The sequence below is a fragment of the Curtobacterium sp. MCJR17_055 genome (genome assembly GCF_003224335.1).
GTDB lineage: Bacteria > Actinomycetota > Actinomycetes > Actinomycetales > Microbacteriaceae > Curtobacterium.
In genome coordinates this window covers 245,151-262,397 of sequence record NZ_QKLF01000002.1, presented here as the reverse complement: position 1 = coordinate 262,397, position 17,247 = coordinate 245,151, and the positions used below count along the sequence as shown (strand labels likewise).

Annotated in this window: 16 protein-coding genes and 1 pseudogene; 11 read left to right on the top strand and 6 right to left on the bottom strand. The window is 72.8% G+C overall.

The annotated features are described in order from the left end of the window. Nucleotides 1-88: 88 nt before the first annotated feature. Together DEJ16_RS05295 and DEJ16_RS05290 are read left to right on the top strand one after the other, a co-directional pair. Nucleotides 89-2,581, top strand: coding sequence for an ATP-binding protein (locus DEJ16_RS05295; protein WP_110824318.1), 2,493 nt, complete (start codon nt 89-91; stop codon nt 2,579-2,581). Further along, on the top strand, nt 2,578-3,264 hold the full coding sequence (locus DEJ16_RS05290) for a response regulator (protein WP_110824317.1): 687 nt from the start codon (nt 2,578-2,580) through the stop codon (nt 3,262-3,264). The genes DEJ16_RS05295 and DEJ16_RS05290 overlap by 4 nt, the downstream gene beginning before the upstream one ends. Here the strand turns inward: DEJ16_RS05290 and DEJ16_RS05285 are convergent. The 3 genes and pseudogenes from DEJ16_RS05285 to DEJ16_RS05275 all read right to left on the bottom strand — a co-directional run. After that, nucleotides 3,240-3,800 (bottom strand): annotated as a pseudogene (locus tag DEJ16_RS05285) (nucleotidyl transferase AbiEii/AbiGii toxin family protein); the annotation flags it as partial. The gene DEJ16_RS05290 and the pseudogene DEJ16_RS05285 sit on opposite strands and share 25 nt — an antisense overlap. Nucleotides 3,801-3,924: 124 nt before the next feature. Continuing rightward, a complete protein-coding gene (locus tag DEJ16_RS05280; protein WP_110824315.1) occupies nt 3,925-4,236 on the bottom strand; it encodes a transcriptional regulator in 312 nt (103 codons plus the stop codon). Nucleotides 4,237-4,324: 88 nt separating this feature from the next. After that, nucleotides 4,325-5,263: a LuxR C-terminal-related transcriptional regulator gene (locus DEJ16_RS05275; protein ID WP_258365833.1), complete on the bottom strand. Its 939-nt coding sequence runs from the start codon at nt 5,261-5,263 to the stop codon at nt 4,325-4,327. Nucleotides 5,264-5,376: 113 nt separating this feature from the next. On the opposite strand from DEJ16_RS05275, the gene hxlB reads away from it, so the two are divergent. Then, nucleotides 5,377-5,949 carry a 6-phospho-3-hexuloisomerase gene (gene hxlB / locus DEJ16_RS05270; RefSeq protein WP_110824314.1) on the top strand — a complete coding sequence of 191 codons (573 nt, stop codon included), beginning with the start codon at nt 5,377-5,379 and terminating at the stop codon, nt 5,947-5,949. 26 nt (nt 5,950-5,975) lie between these two features. Next, nucleotides 5,976-6,605, top strand: coding sequence for a 3-hexulose-6-phosphate synthase (gene hxlA, locus DEJ16_RS05265; RefSeq protein WP_110824313.1), 630 nt, complete (start codon nt 5,976-5,978; stop codon nt 6,603-6,605). A gap of 201 nt (nt 6,606-6,806) precedes the next feature. On the opposite strand, the gene DEJ16_RS05260 is transcribed toward hxlA, so the two are convergent. Next, a complete protein-coding gene (locus DEJ16_RS05260; RefSeq protein ID WP_110824312.1) occupies nt 6,807-7,172 on the bottom strand; it encodes an SHOCT domain-containing protein in 366 nt (121 codons plus the stop codon). Nucleotides 7,173-7,295: 123 nt separating this feature from the next. On the opposite strand from DEJ16_RS05260, the gene DEJ16_RS05255 reads away from it, so the two are divergent. The 4 genes from DEJ16_RS05255 to DEJ16_RS05240 all read left to right on the top strand — a co-directional run bounded on the left by DEJ16_RS05255 (nt 7,296) and on the right by DEJ16_RS05240 (nt 10,877). Beyond that, entirely contained in the window at nt 7,296-7,973 is a 678-nt protein-coding gene (locus tag DEJ16_RS05255) for a response regulator transcription factor (protein WP_110824311.1), read from the top strand. Next, the gene (locus DEJ16_RS05250; RefSeq protein ID WP_258365832.1) at nt 7,966-9,297 is read left to right on the top strand and encodes a HAMP domain-containing sensor histidine kinase; all 1,332 of its coding nucleotides are present in this window, start codon (nt 7,966-7,968) and stop codon (nt 9,295-9,297) included. Before DEJ16_RS05255 ends, DEJ16_RS05250 begins: the two co-directional genes overlap by 8 nt. Before the next feature lie 87 nt (nt 9,298-9,384). Then, nucleotides 9,385-10,029: a PepSY domain-containing protein gene (locus tag DEJ16_RS05245; RefSeq protein WP_110899784.1), complete on the top strand. Its 645-nt coding sequence runs from the start codon at nt 9,385-9,387 to the stop codon at nt 10,027-10,029. 77 nt (nt 10,030-10,106) lie between these two features. Further along, entirely contained in the window at nt 10,107-10,877 is a 771-nt protein-coding gene (locus DEJ16_RS05240; RefSeq protein ID WP_110824309.1) for an alpha/beta hydrolase, read from the top strand. 99 nt (nt 10,878-10,976) lie between these two features. Here DEJ16_RS05240 and DEJ16_RS05235 read toward each other — a convergent pair whose 3' ends face one another. Then, nucleotides 10,977-12,329, bottom strand: coding sequence for an APC family permease (locus tag DEJ16_RS05235; protein ID WP_110824308.1), 1,353 nt, complete (start codon nt 12,327-12,329; stop codon nt 10,977-10,979). A gap of 168 nt (nt 12,330-12,497) precedes the next feature. Here DEJ16_RS05235 and DEJ16_RS05230 point away from each other — a divergent pair, with 168 nt between their 5' ends. The 3 genes from DEJ16_RS05230 (at nt 12,498) to DEJ16_RS05220 (ending at nt 16,720) form a co-directional block, all read left to right on the top strand. After that, the gene (locus tag DEJ16_RS05230) at nt 12,498-13,304 is read left to right on the top strand and encodes an HAD family phosphatase (protein WP_110824451.1); all 807 of its coding nucleotides are present in this window, start codon (nt 12,498-12,500) and stop codon (nt 13,302-13,304) included. After that, nucleotides 13,301-15,805 carry a glycoside hydrolase family 65 protein gene (locus tag DEJ16_RS05225; protein WP_110824307.1) on the top strand — a complete coding sequence of 835 codons (2,505 nt, stop codon included), beginning with the start codon at nt 13,301-13,303 and terminating at the stop codon, nt 15,803-15,805. The genes DEJ16_RS05230 and DEJ16_RS05225 overlap by 4 nt, the downstream gene beginning before the upstream one ends. 147 nt (nt 15,806-15,952) lie before the next feature. Then, nucleotides 15,953-16,720, top strand: a complete 768-nt coding sequence (locus tag DEJ16_RS05220; protein WP_110824306.1) for an SDR family NAD(P)-dependent oxidoreductase — start codon at nt 15,953-15,955, stop codon at nt 16,718-16,720. Nucleotides 16,721-16,727: 7 nt separating this feature from the next. Here DEJ16_RS05220 and DEJ16_RS05215 read toward each other — a convergent pair whose 3' ends face one another. After that, nucleotides 16,728-17,246: a DUF1697 domain-containing protein gene (locus DEJ16_RS05215; protein ID WP_110824450.1), complete on the bottom strand. Its 519-nt coding sequence runs from the start codon at nt 17,244-17,246 to the stop codon at nt 16,728-16,730. Between the last annotated feature and the right edge of the window lies 1 nt (nt 17,247).

Below are 17,247 nucleotides of genomic sequence, written 5' to 3'. Positions count from 1 at the left end.
GTCCGAACCGCGTGTGACTGCGGTTCGAGCTGGACGACGACGTGCAGATCCGGTCCGCGCCGGGCACCGAGCAGGAGAGGATGAGCACGTGAAGCGAGGCAAGCTGCGGGTGCTGCTCGGCGCGGCCCCCGGCGTCGGCAAGACCTACACGATGCTCGAAGAGGGGCGTCGGATGGCCGACCACGGGCGGGACGTGGTCGTCGCCGTCGTCGAGACCCACGGCCGCGCCGCCACCGCCGCGCTCGTCGACGGGCTCGAGGTCGTCCCGCGCCGGACGGTCGAGCACCGCGGGGTCGCGCTCGACGACATGGACCTCGACGCCGTGCTCGCCCGTCGCCCCGAGGTCGCCCTCGTCGACGAGCTCGCCCACACGAACGCCCCGGGCAGCCCGCACGAGAAGCGCTGGCAGGACGTCGAGGCGCTCCGGGCCGCGGGCATCGACGTCATCTCGACGGTGAACGTGCAGCACATGCAGTCCCTCGGCGACGTTGTCCGCGAGATCACCGGCACCGTCCAGCGCGAGACCGTTCCCGACGCCGTCGTCCGCGCCGCCGACCAGATCGAGGTCGTCGACCTCTCCCCGCAGGCCCTGCGCGACCGCCTGTCCGACGGGCTCGTGTACCCGGCCGCCCGCGTCGACGCGGCACTGTCGAACTACTTCCGGCTGGGCAACCTCACCGCCCTCCGCGAGATCGCGCTGCTCTGGCTCGCCGACGAGGTCGACGACGCCCTCAAGCGGTACCGCGCCGAACACGGCATCGCGAACCGGTGGGAGACGCGGGAGCGCGTCCTCGTCGCCCTGACGGGAGGCCCGGAGGGCGAGACCCTGCTCGGTCGCGGCGCCCGCATCGCGGCCCGGTCCGCCGGCGGCGAGCTCGCGGCCGTGCACGTCACGACGAACGACGGCCTCCGCGAGCGGCACCCCGGCGCGCTCGGCACGCAGCGCGCCCTGCTCGAACAGCTCGGCGGCACCTACCACCAGGTCGTCGGCGACGACGTGCCGACGACCCTCGTCCGGTTCGCCCGCTCGATCGACGCGACGCAGATCGTGATGGGCATCAGCCGTCGCAGCCGACTCGCCGCCGCAGTCACCGGCCCGGGCATCGGCAGCACGGTCATCCGCGAGTCCGGCGACATCGACGTGCACGTCGTGACGCACGAGCGCGCCGGCGGCGGGTTCGCGCTGCCGAAGCTCGGCGGGAGCCTGTCCCGCAGCCGGGTGGTCGCCGCGTTCGTGCTCGCGCTGGTCGCCGGGCCGCTGTTGACCTGGCTGCTCAGCCTGACCGACGACCCCGACTCCATCACGGTCGACGTCCTGGCCTACCAGCTGCTCGTGCTCGTGGTGGCGCTCATCGGCGGCATGCTCCCTGCGGTGTTCGCCGCCGTGCTCTCCGGGTTGAGTCTCGACTTCTTCTTCGTGCAACCCCTGCACCAGGTCACCGTGCAACAGCCGTGGCACCTGGTCGCCCTCGTCATGTACGTCGTCAGCGCCGTGCTCGTCAGCTTCGTGGTCGACCGCTCCGCCCGACGCTCCCGCACCGCCCGCCGCGCGGCCGCCGAGTCCGGGCTCCTCGTCGGGATCGCCGGCAGCGTCCTCCGCGGCGACGACGCCCTCCAGGCCCTCGTCGACCGGACCCGCGAGGCGTTCGGCTTCGCCGGGGTCCGGGTCCGCCAGGGCGACGAGGTGCCGGCGACGTCGGGGACGTTCGGGGACGCACCGGACGCGACCACGAGCCTCCCGTCCGGCGCCGTCCTGGAGTTCGCCGGTGCGCCCGACGACCCCACCCAGCGCCGGCTGCTGCGGGTCGTCGAGCAGCAGCTCGACGCCGCCCTCGAGCACCGCGCGCTGACCCGCACCGCCGTCGACGCCGAGCGCATCACCGCGGTCGACCGGGTGCGGAGCGCGATCCTGGCGGCCGTCAGCCACGACGTGCGGCGGCCGATCGCCGCCGCGTCCGCCGCCGTGCAGTCCCTCCGGGCGCGGGACGTGCGGTTGCGCGAAGCCGACCGGGAGGCCCTGCTCGCCACCGCCGACGAGAGCCTCCGTCAACTGGCGGTGCTGTTGGGCGACCTGCTCGACGTCAGCCGTGTGCAGGCCGGGGTACTGGCCGCGTCCCCGGTCCCGACCTCGCTCGACACGGTCGTCGCCCCCGCGCTCGACGAACTCGAGCTCGGGCCGGAGGACGTCGACCTCGACCTGCCCGCCGAGCTCCCGCCGGTGCTCGCCGACCCCGTGCTGCTGCAGCGCGTCGTCGTGAACCTGCTCGCCAACGCCGTCCGCTACTCACCCGACGGCGAGCGCGTCCGGATCGCGGCGAGCGCCTTCGCCGGCGGGGTCGAACTCCGGGTCGCCGACCGCGGCCCGGGCATCCCCGAGGACCGGCGCGAGGACGTGTTCCAGCCGTTCCAGCGCCTCGGCGACACCGACAACGAGACCGGACTCGGACTCGGGCTGGCGCTCGCGCGCGGGTTCACCGAGGGCATGGGCGGCACGATCGAGGTCGACGACACCCCGGGCGGCGGGCTCACCGTCGTGGTGCGGCTGCCGATCGCCGGACACCTGGGAGTGGTGGGACGATGAAGGTGTTGATCGCGGACGACGACGTGCAGCTCGTGCGGGCGCTCGCCGTGACGCTCGGGGCCCGCGGGTACGAGGTCGTCACGGCCCGGGACGGTCGGGCGGCCATCGACGCCGTCATCACCGAGCGGCCGGACATCGTCATGCTCGACCTCGGCATGCCGCGGCTCGACGGCATCGGGGTGCTCGAGGGCATCCGCGGGTGGTCGCAGGTGCCCGTGCTCGTGCTGTCCGGGCGGACGGACTCGGGCGACAAGGTCGACGCGCTCGACGCCGGTGCCGACGACTACGTGACGAAGCCGTTCGAGATGGACGAGCTCCTCGCCAGGCTCCGGGCGCTCGGTCGGCGGCGTGCTCCCGCGGGCGGGGAGGCTGCCCCGACGATCCGGGTCGGCGACCTCGTGGTGGACCTCGTCGCGAAGCAGGTCACCGCGCCCGACGGTCCGGCGATCCGCCTCACCCCGACCGAGTGGCGGTTGCTCGAGGTCCTCGTGACGAACCCCGACCGACTGCTGACGCGGGAGATGCTCCTCACCGAGGTGTGGGGTCCGACGCACGGCACCGACTCCGGGTACCTGCGGCTGTACATGGCGCAGCTGCGGCGGAAGCTCGAGCCGGAGCCGTCCCACCCGCGGTACCTGGTGACGGAGTCGGGGATGGGCTACCGGTTCGCGCCGGCGGGCTGACCCCCGGTCTCGTCCTCCAACTCACCAGCCCAGGCGAGCGCGCGCTGCCGGAGCGCGGCGACCTCGGGCGGAGCGACCCCGTACTCGGCGAACCGGTCGTCCGCGACGCGCGTCACGAGGCGGAGTTGCCGTGCGAAGACGACGGGGTTGTACCCGGCGTCCCGCTCAGCGACGAGACGCAGGAGATCGGCGTCCGTCCACCGCCCGGAGGCCCGGATCGCGTCGACGTCGATGAAGTCGCGCACCTCGAGGCGGCCGTAGAGCGCGTCGAGCTTGGAGGCGACGGCGTCGTCCGCGGCCAGCACCGGTCCGATCGGGAGATCCGCCGGAGCCTGGCCGCGCCAGTCGTACCCGAAGTCCATCTCCAAACGGTCACCCTCCGCGGACGTCACCAGGAGCTGCGCGAACAGCTCGTCGTGCCGTCGGACGTCGACCCGGTAGCCGTGTCCGGAGAGGACGCCGACCGCGTCCTCGACTGCCGTACGGAACAACTCGCGGTCGTACCGATCAGTGAACAGGTCGATGTCGCGGGTCGACCGGTCGACCGGTCGACGAGACCGTGTTCGCGGATCGCGCCGGAGCCGGCGAGCACGAAGCCCTGTCCGCCGACCGTCCTCAGGACGAGCGCGGTGGCCTCCCGCTGGGCAGCGCGGAGGTCGGTCATGCCGTCAACTCCGGGAACCGCGCCTCCCACGCTGCGCGGACGCGGTTCGGCAGCAGGAGATCCGGCCATGTCCGGACGAGCAGCTCCCGATCGAGCAGGGCAGCCTGGGCTCTGGTGTCGCCTTCGCGGAGGACCGCTTGGTACGCCTTGGCGACGTCCGAGGTGGATGCCAGGTCGACCAGCGGTTCCGGGCCCCAGTAGACCTCCAGCGGGAGCACGAGCGGACCGGTTGCCGGACCGTGGAGGTCGTCGAGGGAGGCGACGACGTCGATCGGCTTGACGTCCTGGAACAGCACACGCGGGTTCATCGCGCCTCCCTCGGTCCGATCGTGCCAGAGCCGTCGGCAGGACGCCACCGCGCCGTCGGTAGGACGCCGCCGCCCGGATGTTCCCGCCTCAGCCGGCGTGCACGTGCGCCGCGAGCTCCGCCCGGGTCCGCGCCCCGAGCTTCCGGAGCAGGTTCGCCACGTGGTACTTCGCCGTGTTGACGGAGATGCCGAGGCCGTCCGCGATCTCACGGTTGCCGACCCCCGTCGCGACGAGCCGCAGGACCTCGGCCTCGCGGGGCGTCAGGTCGGCTTCGTCCGGGCTCGGCACCGATCCGGGGGCGGGGTCGAGTGGGATCGTGATGTCGAGCACGGACCCCCAGCCCGGCGTCGAGTCGACGTGCATCCGTCCGTCGAGGACCCCGACGCGCTCGGCGATCGGCCGCATCGCGTCGTCCTGCACGTCGTGCGTCCCGGCACCGTCGTCCCGTAACTGCATGAGCAGGTTGCGCCCGTCGCAGTCCCACTGGATGCGGACCCGGTTCGCGTTGCCCTCGTCGACGAGGGTGAGCACCGCGTTCCGGACGATCGCCCGGGCAGCGTGCGCGACGTCGCCGGGGAGCGCGCGGCCGGTCGCGGGCGGTTCGACGAACTGCACGTCGAGGTCACCGAACCGGACGAGCGGGCGGAGGTCGGCGCGCAGGCGCGAGAACGCCCCCGTCACCGGCTCGAGCAGGACCTCCCGCTGGCGATCGCTCGACGTCCGCAGGTCGACGAGGGCTGCGGACGCGACCTCGACCGCCTCCGCACGGGCCGCGGCGTCGCCGACGCGGGGGGAGCGCAGGACCGCGAGCACCGACTCGAGGGTGAGCGAGTGCCGGTCGGTCAGGTCCGCGACGACGCGGGCGTGCTCCGCGGCCTCCGCGCGGCTGGCGTGGGCGACGGCACCACCGGCGGGTGCGGGGAGCGCCGGCCGGGAGGCCCGACCCGGCCCCGCGACGGGCGTCACCTGGTCGTCGGGGGCGGTGCGCGCCTCCCGGCCGGTCTCCGGGTCCGTCTCGTCGTCCACGAGCCCGAACCTACCCGCCCTGCTCTGCGCGACGACCCGACCCACCCGTTCGGACGGGACGCCCGCCGTGTCGGGTAGCGGCGCACCACGCCCGTCAGGCGCAGGCTCGAGACATGTCCGATCAGACCCTCACCGCTGCGCTCGACCTCGTCAGCCACGAACTCGACGACCTCGTCGACGCGGTCGGGGAGAGCGACCCGGAGCCCGCTGCGCGCGCCCTCGACCTGCTCGACGGCGCCGAGCGTGTCTTCGTGCACGGTGCCGGACGGTCCGGGCTCGCGCTGCGCATGACCGCGATGCGCCTCATGCACCTCGGGCTCGACGTCCACGTCGTCGGCGAGGTGACGACCCCAGCGATCGAGTCGGGCGACGTCCTGCTCACCGCGAGCGGCTCGGGCACCACCGGCAGCATCGTGCAGGCCGCGCGGACCGCGGTGGACGTCGGCGCGCAGGTCGTCGCCGTGTCGACCACGGCCTCGTCGCCGCTCGCCGAGTTGGCCGAGGTCACCCTCGTCCTGCCGGCCGCGACGAAGACCGACCGCTCCGGCACCGCATCGGCGCAGTACGCGGGCAGCCTGTTCGAGCAGGGCGTCGTCCTGCTCGGCGACGCGCTGTTCCACGCGCTCTGGCAGCGCAGCGGACACTCCGCCGACGACCTCTGGCCGCGGCACGCCAACCTCGAATGACCCCCACGGAAGAAGGAAGCACCAGCATGCAGCTGCAGTTCGCCATCGACACCCTGTCCACCGAGACCGCGCTCGAGCTCGCCGCCCAGGCAGCCCCGCACGTCGACATCCTCGAGCTCGGCACCCCGCTCGTGAAGAGCGCCGGCGTCGCCGCGATCACCGCGATGAAGGAGGCGCACCCGGACAAGATCGTGTTCGCCGACCTCAAGACGATGGACGCCGGCGAGCTCGAGGCCGACATGGCGTTCCAGGCCGGGGCCGACCTCGTCACCGTGCTCGGCGTCGCCGGGGACAGCACGATCGTCGGTGCCGTCGCCGCGGCGGAGAAGCACGGCAAGGGCATCGTCGTCGACCTGATCGGTGTGCCTGACAAGGCCGCTCGTGCCCGCGAGGTGACCGCGCTCGGCGTCGAGTTCGTCGAGGTGCACGCCGGCCTCGACGAGCAGGCCGAGGAGGGCTTCACCTTCGACACGCTCCTCGACGAGGGCAAGGCCTCGGGTGTGCCGTTCTCGATCGCCGGTGGCGTGAAGGCGTCGTCCGTCGCGTCCGTCAAGGCCGCCGGCGCTCGCGTGGCCGTGGCCGGCAGCGCGATCTACAGCGCCTCGGACGTCGGCGCTGCCGCCGCCGAGATCCGCGCCGCGATCGACGCCGCGTAGTCCCCTCGCAACACGCCATGTGGGCGACACCGCACACCGGGATCCCGGTGCGCGGTGTCGCCCACGTCGCATTCCCCGAGACGCCGCTCCGCCTCGGAGACGCCGCTGGGCCGGCGAGACGGCGCGGTACCCGGCGGCGTCTCGAGGAGAACAGGGCGTCACGGGGACACGGGGGCGTCTCGAGCTGACCGGGGCAGGCCGCTACGTGCGGAGCGCGTCCGACCGCGCCGCGCGGTGCTCCTCGTCGGTGATGACCCCGCGCCGGTGCAGGTCGTCGAGTTCCGCCAACCGCTGCTCGAGGGTCGTCATCGGAGCGAGCGCCCGGGACCGCATCGCGGAGTGCGCCAGGTCCTCCTCGATCGTGAACGGGTTCTGGCCGCGCTTCGCCATCCGGGTGCTGCGGTACGCGGTGATGCCGATCGACACGAGGATGCCGATCACGACCAGCACCCCGACCACGGTGATGAGCGTCGAGGCCGTGGAGAAGGTCCGCGAGAAGTCGTCGACCGGCGAGGAGCCGTCACCGGTGGAGAACGCCGGGTCGAAGCCGGACGCGATGCTGGTCATGGAGAGCCCCCTCGTCGTGCCGAGAGTAGCGCCCGACAGGGACGACGAGCCGCACCCCGTCCGAGGGACCCCGGCGCGGCCCGGCTTCAGCGCCGGTTCAGGCCGCGCCGCCATGCTCGGACGATGCGCGTGCTGGTGGTCGACGACGAGGTGCGGCTCGCCGACGGCATCCGGAAGGGCCTGCAGGCCGAGGGGTTCGCCGTCGACGTCGCCCACGACGGGGTCGACGGGCTCTGGTACGCCCGCGAGAACCCGTACGACGCCATCGTCCTCGACCTCATGATGCCGGGCATGAGCGGCTGGAAGGTCTGCGAGACCCTCCGCGCCGAGCAGGACTGGACCCCGGTGCTCATGCTGACCGCGAAGGACGGCGAGTGGGACCAGGTCGACGCCCTCGACGCCGGCGCCGACGACTACGTGACGAAGCCGTTCTCGTTCCCGGTGCTCGTCGCACGCCTCCGTGCGCTCGTCCGGCGCGGATCCCGGGAACGTCCCACGGTCCTCCAGGCCGGCGACCTGCGGCTCGACCCGGCGGAGCGTCGTGTCTGGCGCGGCGAGACGTTGCTCGACCTGACGAGCCGGGAGTTCACCGTCCTCGAGTACCTCATGCGGCACCCCGGGCAGGTGCTGTCGAAGCGGGACGTCATCGCGAACGTCTGGGACGACGACTTCACGGGCGACCCGAACATCGTCGAGGTCTACGTCGGGCACCTCCGCCGCACGGTCGACCGGCCCTTCGGCCGGTCGGCGATCGAGACCGTCCGCGGGGCCGGGTACCGTCTCGCCGCCGACGGTGGCTGAGCGGTCGCGTCCCTCCCGTCGCCCTCGTTCCATCCGCGCGCGTGCGACGGGAGGCGCGGCCCTCGTCGTCCTCGTCGCCCTCGTCATCGGGGCGGTCGCGTTCGTCGGGGTCCTGCGGACCTCGCTGTCCGACGGCGTCCGGTCGTCGGCGGAGCAGACGCTCGACGGCCTCGCCACCCGGGTGGAGGCGGACGGAGCCGGTGCGGTGACGGCGGAGGACGACGACGTGCTCGCGCAGCTGCAGGGCGACGACGGCCGCGTGCTGGCGCGGGCGGAGGACAGCCCCGGCCGGCCGCTCGGCACCGCCGAGGAGTCCCGGTACCGGCACGACGGTGAACGGTGGCTGGTCGTCGCCGACGACGTCGACCTGCCGGACGGCACGGGCGGCGTCCTCGTCGTCGGCGCCCCGCTCGAGGACGCCGACGCCGCCGTGCAGACGGTGACCGTGCTGCTGGTCGTCGCCGTCCCGGTCGTCGTGGCGCTCATGTCGCTCGTGACCTGGATCGTCGTCGGCCGTGCGCTCCGTCCGGTCGACCGCATGCGCCGCGAGGTCGACGACGTCGAGGGGACGAACCTGCACGCCCGGGTCGACGAACCGGGCTCCGGGGACGAGGTCGACCGGCTCGCCGTGACCATGAACCGCATGCTCGGCCGGCTCGAGGCGTCCCAGCAGGCGCAGCGGCGGTTCGTCTCCGACGCCTCGCACGAACTCCGCTCCCCGCTCGCGACGATCCGCCAGCACGCCGAGGTCGCACGGGCGCACCCCCACGTCACCGACACCGCTGACCTGGCCGACGTCGTGCTCGACGAGGGAGCCCGTCTGCAGGAGCTCGTCGAGTCGCTGCTCCTGCTCACCCGCCTGGACGAACGCGGACGTGACCGGGACCGTGCCGTCGACCTCGACGACCTCGTGTTCGCGGAGGCGTCACGGCCGCGGGCGACCGTGCACGTCGACGTGTCCGGGGTCGCACCGGCCCGGGTCCGCGGCGACGACCGGCTGCTCGGACGGGTCGTGCGGAACCTCGTGGACAACGCCGTCCGGCACGCGGACCGGGCGGTGACCGTCGCGCTCGGGAGCGTCGCGGGCGATGCGGTGCTCACCGTGGACGACGACGGGCGCGGGATCCCCGAGGGCGACCGGACGCGCGTGTTCGAGCGGTTCGTGCGGCTCGACGAGGGCCGGGCGCGGGACGCCGGGGGCTCCGGGCTGGGACTCGCGATCGTCGACGCCGTGGTCCGCGGGCACGGCGGGTCCGTCGCGGTGTCGGCCGCTCCCGAGGGGGGAGCGCGGTTCACCGTGCGGCTGCCACTCCTGCGGGACTGAGTCGCGCCCGGTGCCCGGTCGCCAGATGGTGCGGCCGCCCCAGGCCGCTTCAGGTCTGCTTCAGTGCTCGCTCGGCAGGCTGACGCCATGCAGACCACGAAGAAGACCACCGCCCGCCGCATCGCCCTCGTCACCGCCCTCCCGCTCGTCGGAGCGCTGGCGCTCGCCGGGTGCGCCACCGACGACGACGACCGCGACGACGTCGCAGCCCCGGCGGCCTCCGCCCCGTCCGTCTCCGCCACCGAGGGCGCGACCGGCGACGACGACACGACCACCGACGCCGCCGCCGCGCCGGGGGAGGACGCCCTCGTCGCCGCGGCGGCCACGGCGCGCGAGGCCGTCGGCTCCGGGACCGTGACCTCGGTCGAGCAGGAGGCCGGCGGGACCTCGTGGGAGGTCATCATCGTCACCTCCGACGGTGCCGAGCAGGAGGTCCACGTCGACGCCGACGGTGAGCGCACCACCGCCGGTCCGACCGAGGAGACCGCCGATGCGGACGACGTCGCGGAGAACGAGCGGTTCGTCGGCGCCGCGGACCTGTCGGTCGCGCAGGCGGCGTCGACCCTGACGAAGACCGTCCGCGGCACGGTCACCGAGCTCGGCCTCGACGACCACGCCGGCACGGTGGTCTGGGAGGGCGACGTCCTCGACGGCTCCGGCACGACGCACAGCATCCGCATCGACGCCGGCAGCGGGAAGGTCGTCACGAACACCGTCGACACCGACGACTGACGCCCCGGGCACCCGGCGGTTCCCGCGCTGATCCGGCCCGGCAGCGGCAGCACGGGTGCCCTCGGTACGGTCGGGCCATGAGCACCGCTCCCCGCTCCGACCGCCGAGGTCCGACCCGGAGGCGACGGCTCCTCCGGATCGTCTCGTGGGTCCTCGCCGTCCTGCTCGTGCTCGTGCTGGTGTTCCTCGTCTGGGCGCACATCGTCCTGCAGGGCACCCGGTCGGCCGCCCTCACGGTCTGGCGGGACGACCGCGTCTCCGTGCGGGACGCGGGCGACGCCGTCGTGATGACCCCGACGGGCATCGCGGACGGCGTCGGGATCGTCTTCGTGCCCGGTGCGAAGGTCGACCCCTACGCCTACATGGCGACGTTCCGGCAGGTGGTCGCGGACGGCACGACGGTCGTCATCACGAAGCCGACGCTCAACCTCGCGTTCTTCGACCGGCGCCCGCTCGCCCGGTTCGAGGCACATGCGCCCGACGTCCGGACGTGGGCGGTCGGCGGGCACTCACTCGGGGGCGTGCGGGCGTGCCAGCTCGCGGAGGACCGGGACGTCGCCGGGCTCCTCCTGCTCGGCAGCTACTGCGCGGACGACCGCTCGGACAGCGACCTCGACGTGCTCAGCGTCTCCGGCTCGCGGGACGGCCTGTCGACGCCCGAGGACGTCGCTGCCGTCCGCGACCTGCTCCCGGCCAGCGCGACGATGACCGAGGTCGCCGGCGCGGACCACGCCGCCTTCGGGGCCTACGGCGCCCAGCCCGGCGACCTCCCCGCGACGGTCTCCCGCCGCGAGTCCGGCCGTGCGATCACCGCCGCCGTCGAGAGCTGGGTCCGCGACCTCCGCTGACCGGCGGGTGCGCGACGTGACCACTGGACGGACCGCGGGGGCACGGCCGACGCGGGGCGGGCCTCCCGGCGGTCGGCCGGGAGGCCCGTCCCGGCTCCGTCAGCGGGCGTCCGTGCCCGAGGCGGTCCGGTCGCGGCCGCGGGTCGCGCGGGCGATGAAGTACAGCACCACGCCGACGGCCAGCAGGATCGCCGCGTACAGCCAGACCTGCCCGCTCTGCTGCGTGAGCAGCAGGATGCAGGACGCGACGCCGAGCACGGGGACGAAGGTCCACACCCGGAAGTGCTCGTGCTCCACCTTGTCCTTGCGGAGCACGAGGACCGCGACGTTCGTGCTGATGAAGACGAAGAGCAGCAGGAGCACGACGGTCTCGGCGAGCGTGCCGACGTCCCCGACGAGGGTGAGCGCCATCGCGACCACGGTGGTGGCGATGATCGCGGTCCACGGCGTCTTCCGCTTCGGGAGCACCTTGCCGAGCAGGCTGGGCAGCAGACGCTGTTCGGCCATGCCGTAGGTGACGCGGCTCGCCATGATCATGGTGAGCAGGGCACCGTTCGCGACCGCCACCAGGGCGATGAGGCTGAAGACCACGTCCGGGATGCCGACGCCGGTCGCGGCGACGACCGCCAGGAGCGGGCCGCTCGAGTCGGACAGCTCCGACGCGGGCAACGCGATCGAGCTGGCGAGCGCGACGAGCACGTAGACGACGCCGGCGGTGGCGAGGGAGCCGAACAGCGCACGGGGGTAGACCTTGGCCGGCTCGCGGACCTCCTCGGCGACGTTGGCGGAGGTCTCGAAGCCGACGAACGAGTAGTAGGCGACGATCGCGGCGCTGAGGGTCGCGAGTGCCGGGTTCGCCTCCGCCGGGAAGGCCCCGACGCGGGAGACGTCACCGCCGCCACCGCCCATCATCAGGGCGACCGACACGATGACGATGACCAGGCCGGAGAGCTCGATGATCGTCATCACGACGTTGCTGCGGAGTGAGTCCGAGATGCCGCGGGCGTTCAGGCAGGCGACGAGGGCGAGGAACACGATCGCGGCGGGGACGGGCGGGACGTCGATGAACGTGCCGAGGTAGTCGCCGGCGAACGCGAGGGAGAGGCCGGCCGCGCTCGTCACACCGGCGGCGAGCATCGAGAACCCGACCAGGAACGACACCAGCGGCACCTTGTAGGCACGCTCGGCGAACACCGCGGCGCCACCGGCCTTCGGGTACTTCGTGACGAGCTCGGCGTACGAGCCCGCGGTGAGCAGGGCCAGGAGCAGTGCGAGCACGAGCGGGGCCCACAGCGCACCGCCGACGTCCTTCGAGAGCGTCCCCATGAGGGCGTAGATGCCCGCGCCGAGGACGTCGCCGAGGATGAACAGGAACAGCAGGGGACCGGTGATCGCCTGCTTCAGCTTCGAGCCGGTCCCGTCCTGCGGCCGTGCGGTGGTGTCGGATGTCATGAGCGCGAGCGTCTCTGCCCGGTGCTGGACGCGTCCCCAGGTCCGCGTCGTGCGGACTGGACGTACCCCTCAGCGTGGACCCACCGCTGGAGGACAGCGCCGCGTGCCGGTCCTAGAGTGGGACGCGCAGCACTCGTGTTCGACACCGCTCCCTGGAAGGTCTGCCCCATGACGTCGTCGGATCGGCGAACCCCTGCTCGCCTCGCGGACCAGCGGGCGCTCCTCTTCGACCTGGACGGTGTGCTCACGCCGACGGCCGAGGTGCACATGCGTGCCTGGAGCCGCCTCTTCACGCCGTACCTCGCCGCACACGGGGTCGCGCCGTACACGGAGCAGGACTACTTCGCGTTCATCGACGGCAAGCCGCGGTACGACGGGGTCCGCTCGCTCCTGCACGACCGCGGGATCGACCTGCCCGAGGGCACCCCGGCGGACGACCCCACCCTGGACACCGTCTGCGGGCTCGGCAACCGGAAGAACGCCGAGTTCACCGCGGAGCTCGAGGAGCACGGCGTGGCCGCGTACCCGGGGTCGGTGCGCTTCCTCACCGCAGCGATCGCCGCGGGATACGAGGTCGCCGTGGTGTCGAGTTCCGCGAACGCGAAGCACGTGCTCCGCACCGCGGGCATCATCGACCGCTTCGACGTGATCGTCGACGGCGCCGTCGCGCGCGCGGACGGGCTCGCCGGCAAGCCCGCCCCCGACACGTACCTCGACGCGGCGACCCGCTTCGGGCTGACCGCGGCGGAGTGCGTCGTGGTCGAGGACGCGACGAGCGGTGTCGAAGCCGGCCGGAACGGTGCCTTCGGCCTGGTGGTCGGGGTGGACCGCGGTGCCGGGGTCGACGCCCTCCGCGAGCACGGCGCCGACGTCGTCGTGTCCGACCTCGCCGACCTGCTGCCCGACCTGCGCGGTGCGGGCACCGACGCGCCCGCTGCCGACCTGCCTCCCGTCGACCCCCGGAAGACCGCATGAACCCCATCACCGAAGACCCCCTCGACCGCGTCCGGTACCCGGTCGACGAGTGGGCCCTGATCGAGACCGAGTACGCCGACGAGCAGGGCGTCGACGAAACGAACTTCGCGGTCGGCAACGGGTACCTCGGCCTCCGCGGCAACTTCGACGAGGGCCGCGGCGGCGTCCAGTACGGCACGTACATCAACGGGTTCCACGAGACGTGGCCGATCCGGCACGCAGAGACCGCCTTCGGGTTCGCGAAGACCGGGCAGACGATCATCAACGTCCCCGACGCCAAGGTCATCCGCCTGTACGTCGACGACGAGCCGCTCGTCCTGTCCGAGGCGGACATCCTCCGCCACAGCCGCCGGCTCGACTTCCGCGGCGGCTACCTGCTGCGCGAGACCGAGTGGTCGACGCCGTCCGGCAAGCGGGTCCTCATCCGCTCCCGGCGCCTCGTGTCCTTCGTCGAGCGGCACCTCGCCGTCATCGACTACGAGGTCACGATGCTCGACCACGACGCGTCGGTGCTGCTGTCGAGCCAGGTACTCAACCGTCAGGACGTCGCCGACGAGTACCACGCCGGCATGAAGGCCGCCGCCGCCGCGTTCGACCCGCGCAAGGCCGAGTCGTTCACGGACCGGGTGCTCCAGCCGCGGCTGAAGCGGAACGCGGGCTCCCGCGCCCTGCTCGGCTACCAGGCGTCGAGCTCCGGCATGACGATCTGCGTCGGCGTCGAGCACCGGATCGAGACCGAGAACGCCTGGGACGAGACCTCGAGCATCGAGGACGACCTCGCCAAGCACGTCTACCGGGTGCAGGCGAAGGCCGGGCAGCCGATCCGTCTCGTCAAGAGCATCGTCTACCACACCTCCCGCGGCGTCCCGGCGCGTGAACTCGCGGACCGCTGCGACCGCACGCTCGACCGCGCGAAGTACGAGTCCGTCGAGCAGGTCTTCGGCGAGCAGCGGAAGTGGCTCGACGACTACTGGGCCCGCAGCGACGTCGAGGTCGCCGGCCAGCCGGAGATCCAGCAGGCCGTCCGCTGGAACCTGTTCCAGCTCGCGCAGGCGACGGCCCGCACCGACGGGCACGGCATCGCGGCGAAGGGCGTCACCGGCTCCGGCTACGGCGGCCACTACTTCTGGGACATGGAGATCTACGTCCTGCCGTTCCTGTCGTACACGGCGCCGATCGTCGCCCGGAACGCTCTCCGCTTCCGCTACAACATGCTCGACGCCGCCCGCTCCCGGGCCCGCGAGCTGAACCAGCGGGGCGCGCTGTTCCCATGGCGGACGATCAACGGCGAGGAGTCGAGCGCCTACTACGCGGCCGGCACCGCGCAGTACCACATCGACGCGGACATCGCACACGCCCTCATGCAGTACGTGCGGGCCTCCGGGGACACCGACTTCCTGAAGCGCGGTGCGATCGACATCCTCGTCGAGACCGCGCGGCTGTGGGAGGACCTCGGGTTCTGGCGCTCGAACGGCGACCAGAAGTTCCACATCGACGGCGTCACCGGCCCGGACGAGTACACGACGGTCGTCGACGACAACATGTACACGAACGTCATGGCGCGGGCGAACCTGTGGTCCGCGGTGAACGCCTGCCGGCAGCTCGCGGTCGACGACCCGGACGAGTACGCCCGCATGGTCCGTCGCACCGGCCTCGACGCCGAGGAGATCGTCAACTGGGAGCACGCCGCCGAGTCGATGGAGATCCCCTTCGACCCGCACCGCGGCATCCACCCGCAGGACGCCCAGTTCCTCGACAAGGAGCTGTGGGACCTCGAGCGCACGCCCGAGTCGAAGCGCCCGCTGCTCCTGCACTACCACCCGCTGGTGATCTACCGGTTCCAGGTACTCAAGCAGGCCGACGTCGTGCTCGCGCTGTTCCTGCAGGGCCACGAGTTCACGCCCGCCGAGAAGCGCCGTGACTTCGACTACTACGACGCGCTCACGACGGGCGACTCGACCCTGTCCGCCGTCGTGCAGTCGATCATGGCCGCCGAGGTCGGCTACCACGAGCTCGCCGACCAGTACTTCCAGACCGCGCTCTACGTCGACCTCGCCGACCTGCACGGCAACACCACCGACGGCGTGCACATCGCGTCCACCGGCGGCATCTGGGGCGCGCTCGTCAACGGCTTCGGCGGCATGCGGGACCACGGTGGACGGCTCACGTTCAACCCGCGGCTGCCGGCGGACTGGGAGCGCCTGACGTTCCGGATCACCGTGAACGGGTCACGGGTCCGTGTCGACCTGACACAGGAGGCGCTCACGTTCACGGTCGAGACCGGTGGCGGGTTCGACGCGTGGGTGCACAACGCCCCGATCGAGGTCCGTCCGGACGAGCCGACCGTCGTGCCGCTGCCGCACCAGGGGCCGCGGATGAGCGGACACGCGCCGACGACCAGCGACATCCAGGGCACGCTCCGTGCCGACGGATCGGTGATCACCGCCTCCATCCCGACGATCTCGCTGGAGCGCGACGAGGAGGACGACGTCAGCTCCTGACCGGTCGGGAGGCCTGTCCTCCGCCCGTCCCGCTGCCCGCTTCCGCCTGGACCACCGTCCAGCCCGGGGCGGGCAGCGTGGTCTCCCGTGCCCCTCCGGGCCGATGACGTCCCACCCCGGGCACGACCGTCGCGAGAGGAGCACATCATGGGCAAGCGGTTCGAGGGCAAGGTCGCGATCGTCACGGGCGCGGGGTCCGGCATCGGAGAGGCCACGGCGCGGGCGTTCGTCGCCGAGGGCGCCGGCGTCGTCCTGGTGGACAGCGTCGAGGAGAAGGTCCGCGACGTCGCCGACTCCCTGCCGACCGAGCAGGCGCTCTGGCTGCAGGCGGACGTCGCCGACCCGGACGCATGGCCGACCGTCGTGGACGCGGCGATCGACCGCTGGGGTCGCGTCGACGTGCTCGTCAACAACGCCGGCACGTTCACGTCGGGCGACATCACCGAGATCGCGCCCGAGGAGTGGCGCCGGGTCGTCGAGACGGACCTGTCGAGCGTGTTCTACGGCACGCGGGCGGCCCTCCCGGCCCTGCGGGACACGAAGGGGTCCGTCGTGAACACCTCGTCGGTGTCCGGGTTGGCGGCCGACTGGCGGATGAGCCCGTACAACGCGGCGAAGGGCGGCGTGACGAACTTCACGAAGGCCGCAGCGCTCGACAACGGCCAGCACGGCGTGCGGGTGAACGCGGTGGCGCCGGGACTCATCTGGACCGACCTGACGACGTCCCAGGCGGAGGACGAGGAGCTCAAGGCCGCGTTCGCCGAGCGGATCGCCCTCGGTCGCGGGGGCCGGTCGGAGGAGGTCGCGGCCGCGGTGCTGTTCCTGGCGAGCGACGACGCGTCGTTCATCACCGGCGCGGTCCTGCCCGTGGACGGCGGCACGACGGCGAGCAACGGGCAGCCGCCGCAAGCCTGACCTTGCGTCAGAGGAGCTTGCGGAGCGTGTTCGTGTTCCGGGTCGTCGTGGTGTGCTTGAAGCGGGCGGCCCCGGCGCGCTTCGCGAAGGGCGTCGAGGTGCTCGACCCCTTCGGGCACGACCAGTAGACGACGCCGTCACCGCGCGCGACCTGCTCGACGCCGTCGGCCGTGACGCCGTCGAGCAGGTCGTCGAGCGCGGCGTCCTCGGATCCGAAGACGACGTAGTCGTGCCGGTCCGCCGCAGACGGGAACGGGAAGCCCGCGACGATCCCGGACACGGCGGCGTGCGGGACGAGGACGATCCAGGCGTCGTACCCGAAGCGATCGCGGAGTGCCTGCTCCACCGTCGTCCGGAGTGCGTCCGCGTCGGGGGCGTCGTCCGCGGTGAAGAGGACGTTCCCCGACGCGAGGACCGTCCGGACGTCGGTGTGCCCGAGGCCGCGGACGAGCTCGGCCAGCTCGGCGCTGCGGATGGTGATCCCGTTCACGTTCACCCCGCGCAGGAGCGCCACCCACCTCGTCATG

What these genes read in the sequence shown, in the direction of transcription:
- DEJ16_RS05290 (WP_110824317.1), top strand. Translation starts at nt 2,578, where the DNA reads ATGAAGGTGTTGATCGCGGACGACGACGTGCAGCTCGTGCGGGCGCTC.
- DEJ16_RS05280 (WP_110824315.1), bottom strand. Translation starts at nt 4,236, where the DNA reads ATGAACCCGCGTGTGCTGTTCCAGGACGTCAAGCCGATCGACGTCGTC.
- hxlB (WP_110824314.1), top strand. Translation starts at nt 5,377, where the DNA reads ATGTCCGATCAGACCCTCACCGCTGCGCTCGACCTCGTCAGCCACGAA.
- hxlA (WP_110824313.1), top strand. Translation starts at nt 5,976, where the DNA reads ATGCAGCTGCAGTTCGCCATCGACACCCTGTCCACCGAGACCGCGCTC.
- DEJ16_RS05260 (WP_110824312.1), bottom strand. Translation starts at nt 7,172, where the DNA reads ATGACCAGCATCGCGTCCGGCTTCGACCCGGCGTTCTCCACCGGTGAC.
- DEJ16_RS05255 (WP_110824311.1), top strand. Translation starts at nt 7,296, where the DNA reads ATGCGCGTGCTGGTGGTCGACGACGAGGTGCGGCTCGCCGACGGCATC.
- DEJ16_RS05245 (WP_110899784.1), top strand. Translation starts at nt 9,385, where the DNA reads ATGCAGACCACGAAGAAGACCACCGCCCGCCGCATCGCCCTCGTCACC.
- DEJ16_RS05240 (WP_110824309.1), top strand. Translation starts at nt 10,107, where the DNA reads ATGAGCACCGCTCCCCGCTCCGACCGCCGAGGTCCGACCCGGAGGCGA.
- DEJ16_RS05235 (WP_110824308.1), bottom strand. Translation starts at nt 12,329, where the DNA reads ATGACATCCGACACCACCGCACGGCCGCAGGACGGGACCGGCTCGAAG.
- DEJ16_RS05230 (WP_110824451.1), top strand. Translation starts at nt 12,498, where the DNA reads ATGACGTCGTCGGATCGGCGAACCCCTGCTCGCCTCGCGGACCAGCGG.
- DEJ16_RS05225 (WP_110824307.1), top strand. Translation starts at nt 13,301, where the DNA reads ATGAACCCCATCACCGAAGACCCCCTCGACCGCGTCCGGTACCCGGTC.
- DEJ16_RS05220 (WP_110824306.1), top strand. Translation starts at nt 15,953, where the DNA reads ATGGGCAAGCGGTTCGAGGGCAAGGTCGCGATCGTCACGGGCGCGGGG.
- DEJ16_RS05215 (WP_110824450.1), bottom strand. Translation starts at nt 17,246, where the DNA reads ATGACGAGGTGGGTGGCGCTCCTGCGCGGGGTGAACGTGAACGGGATC.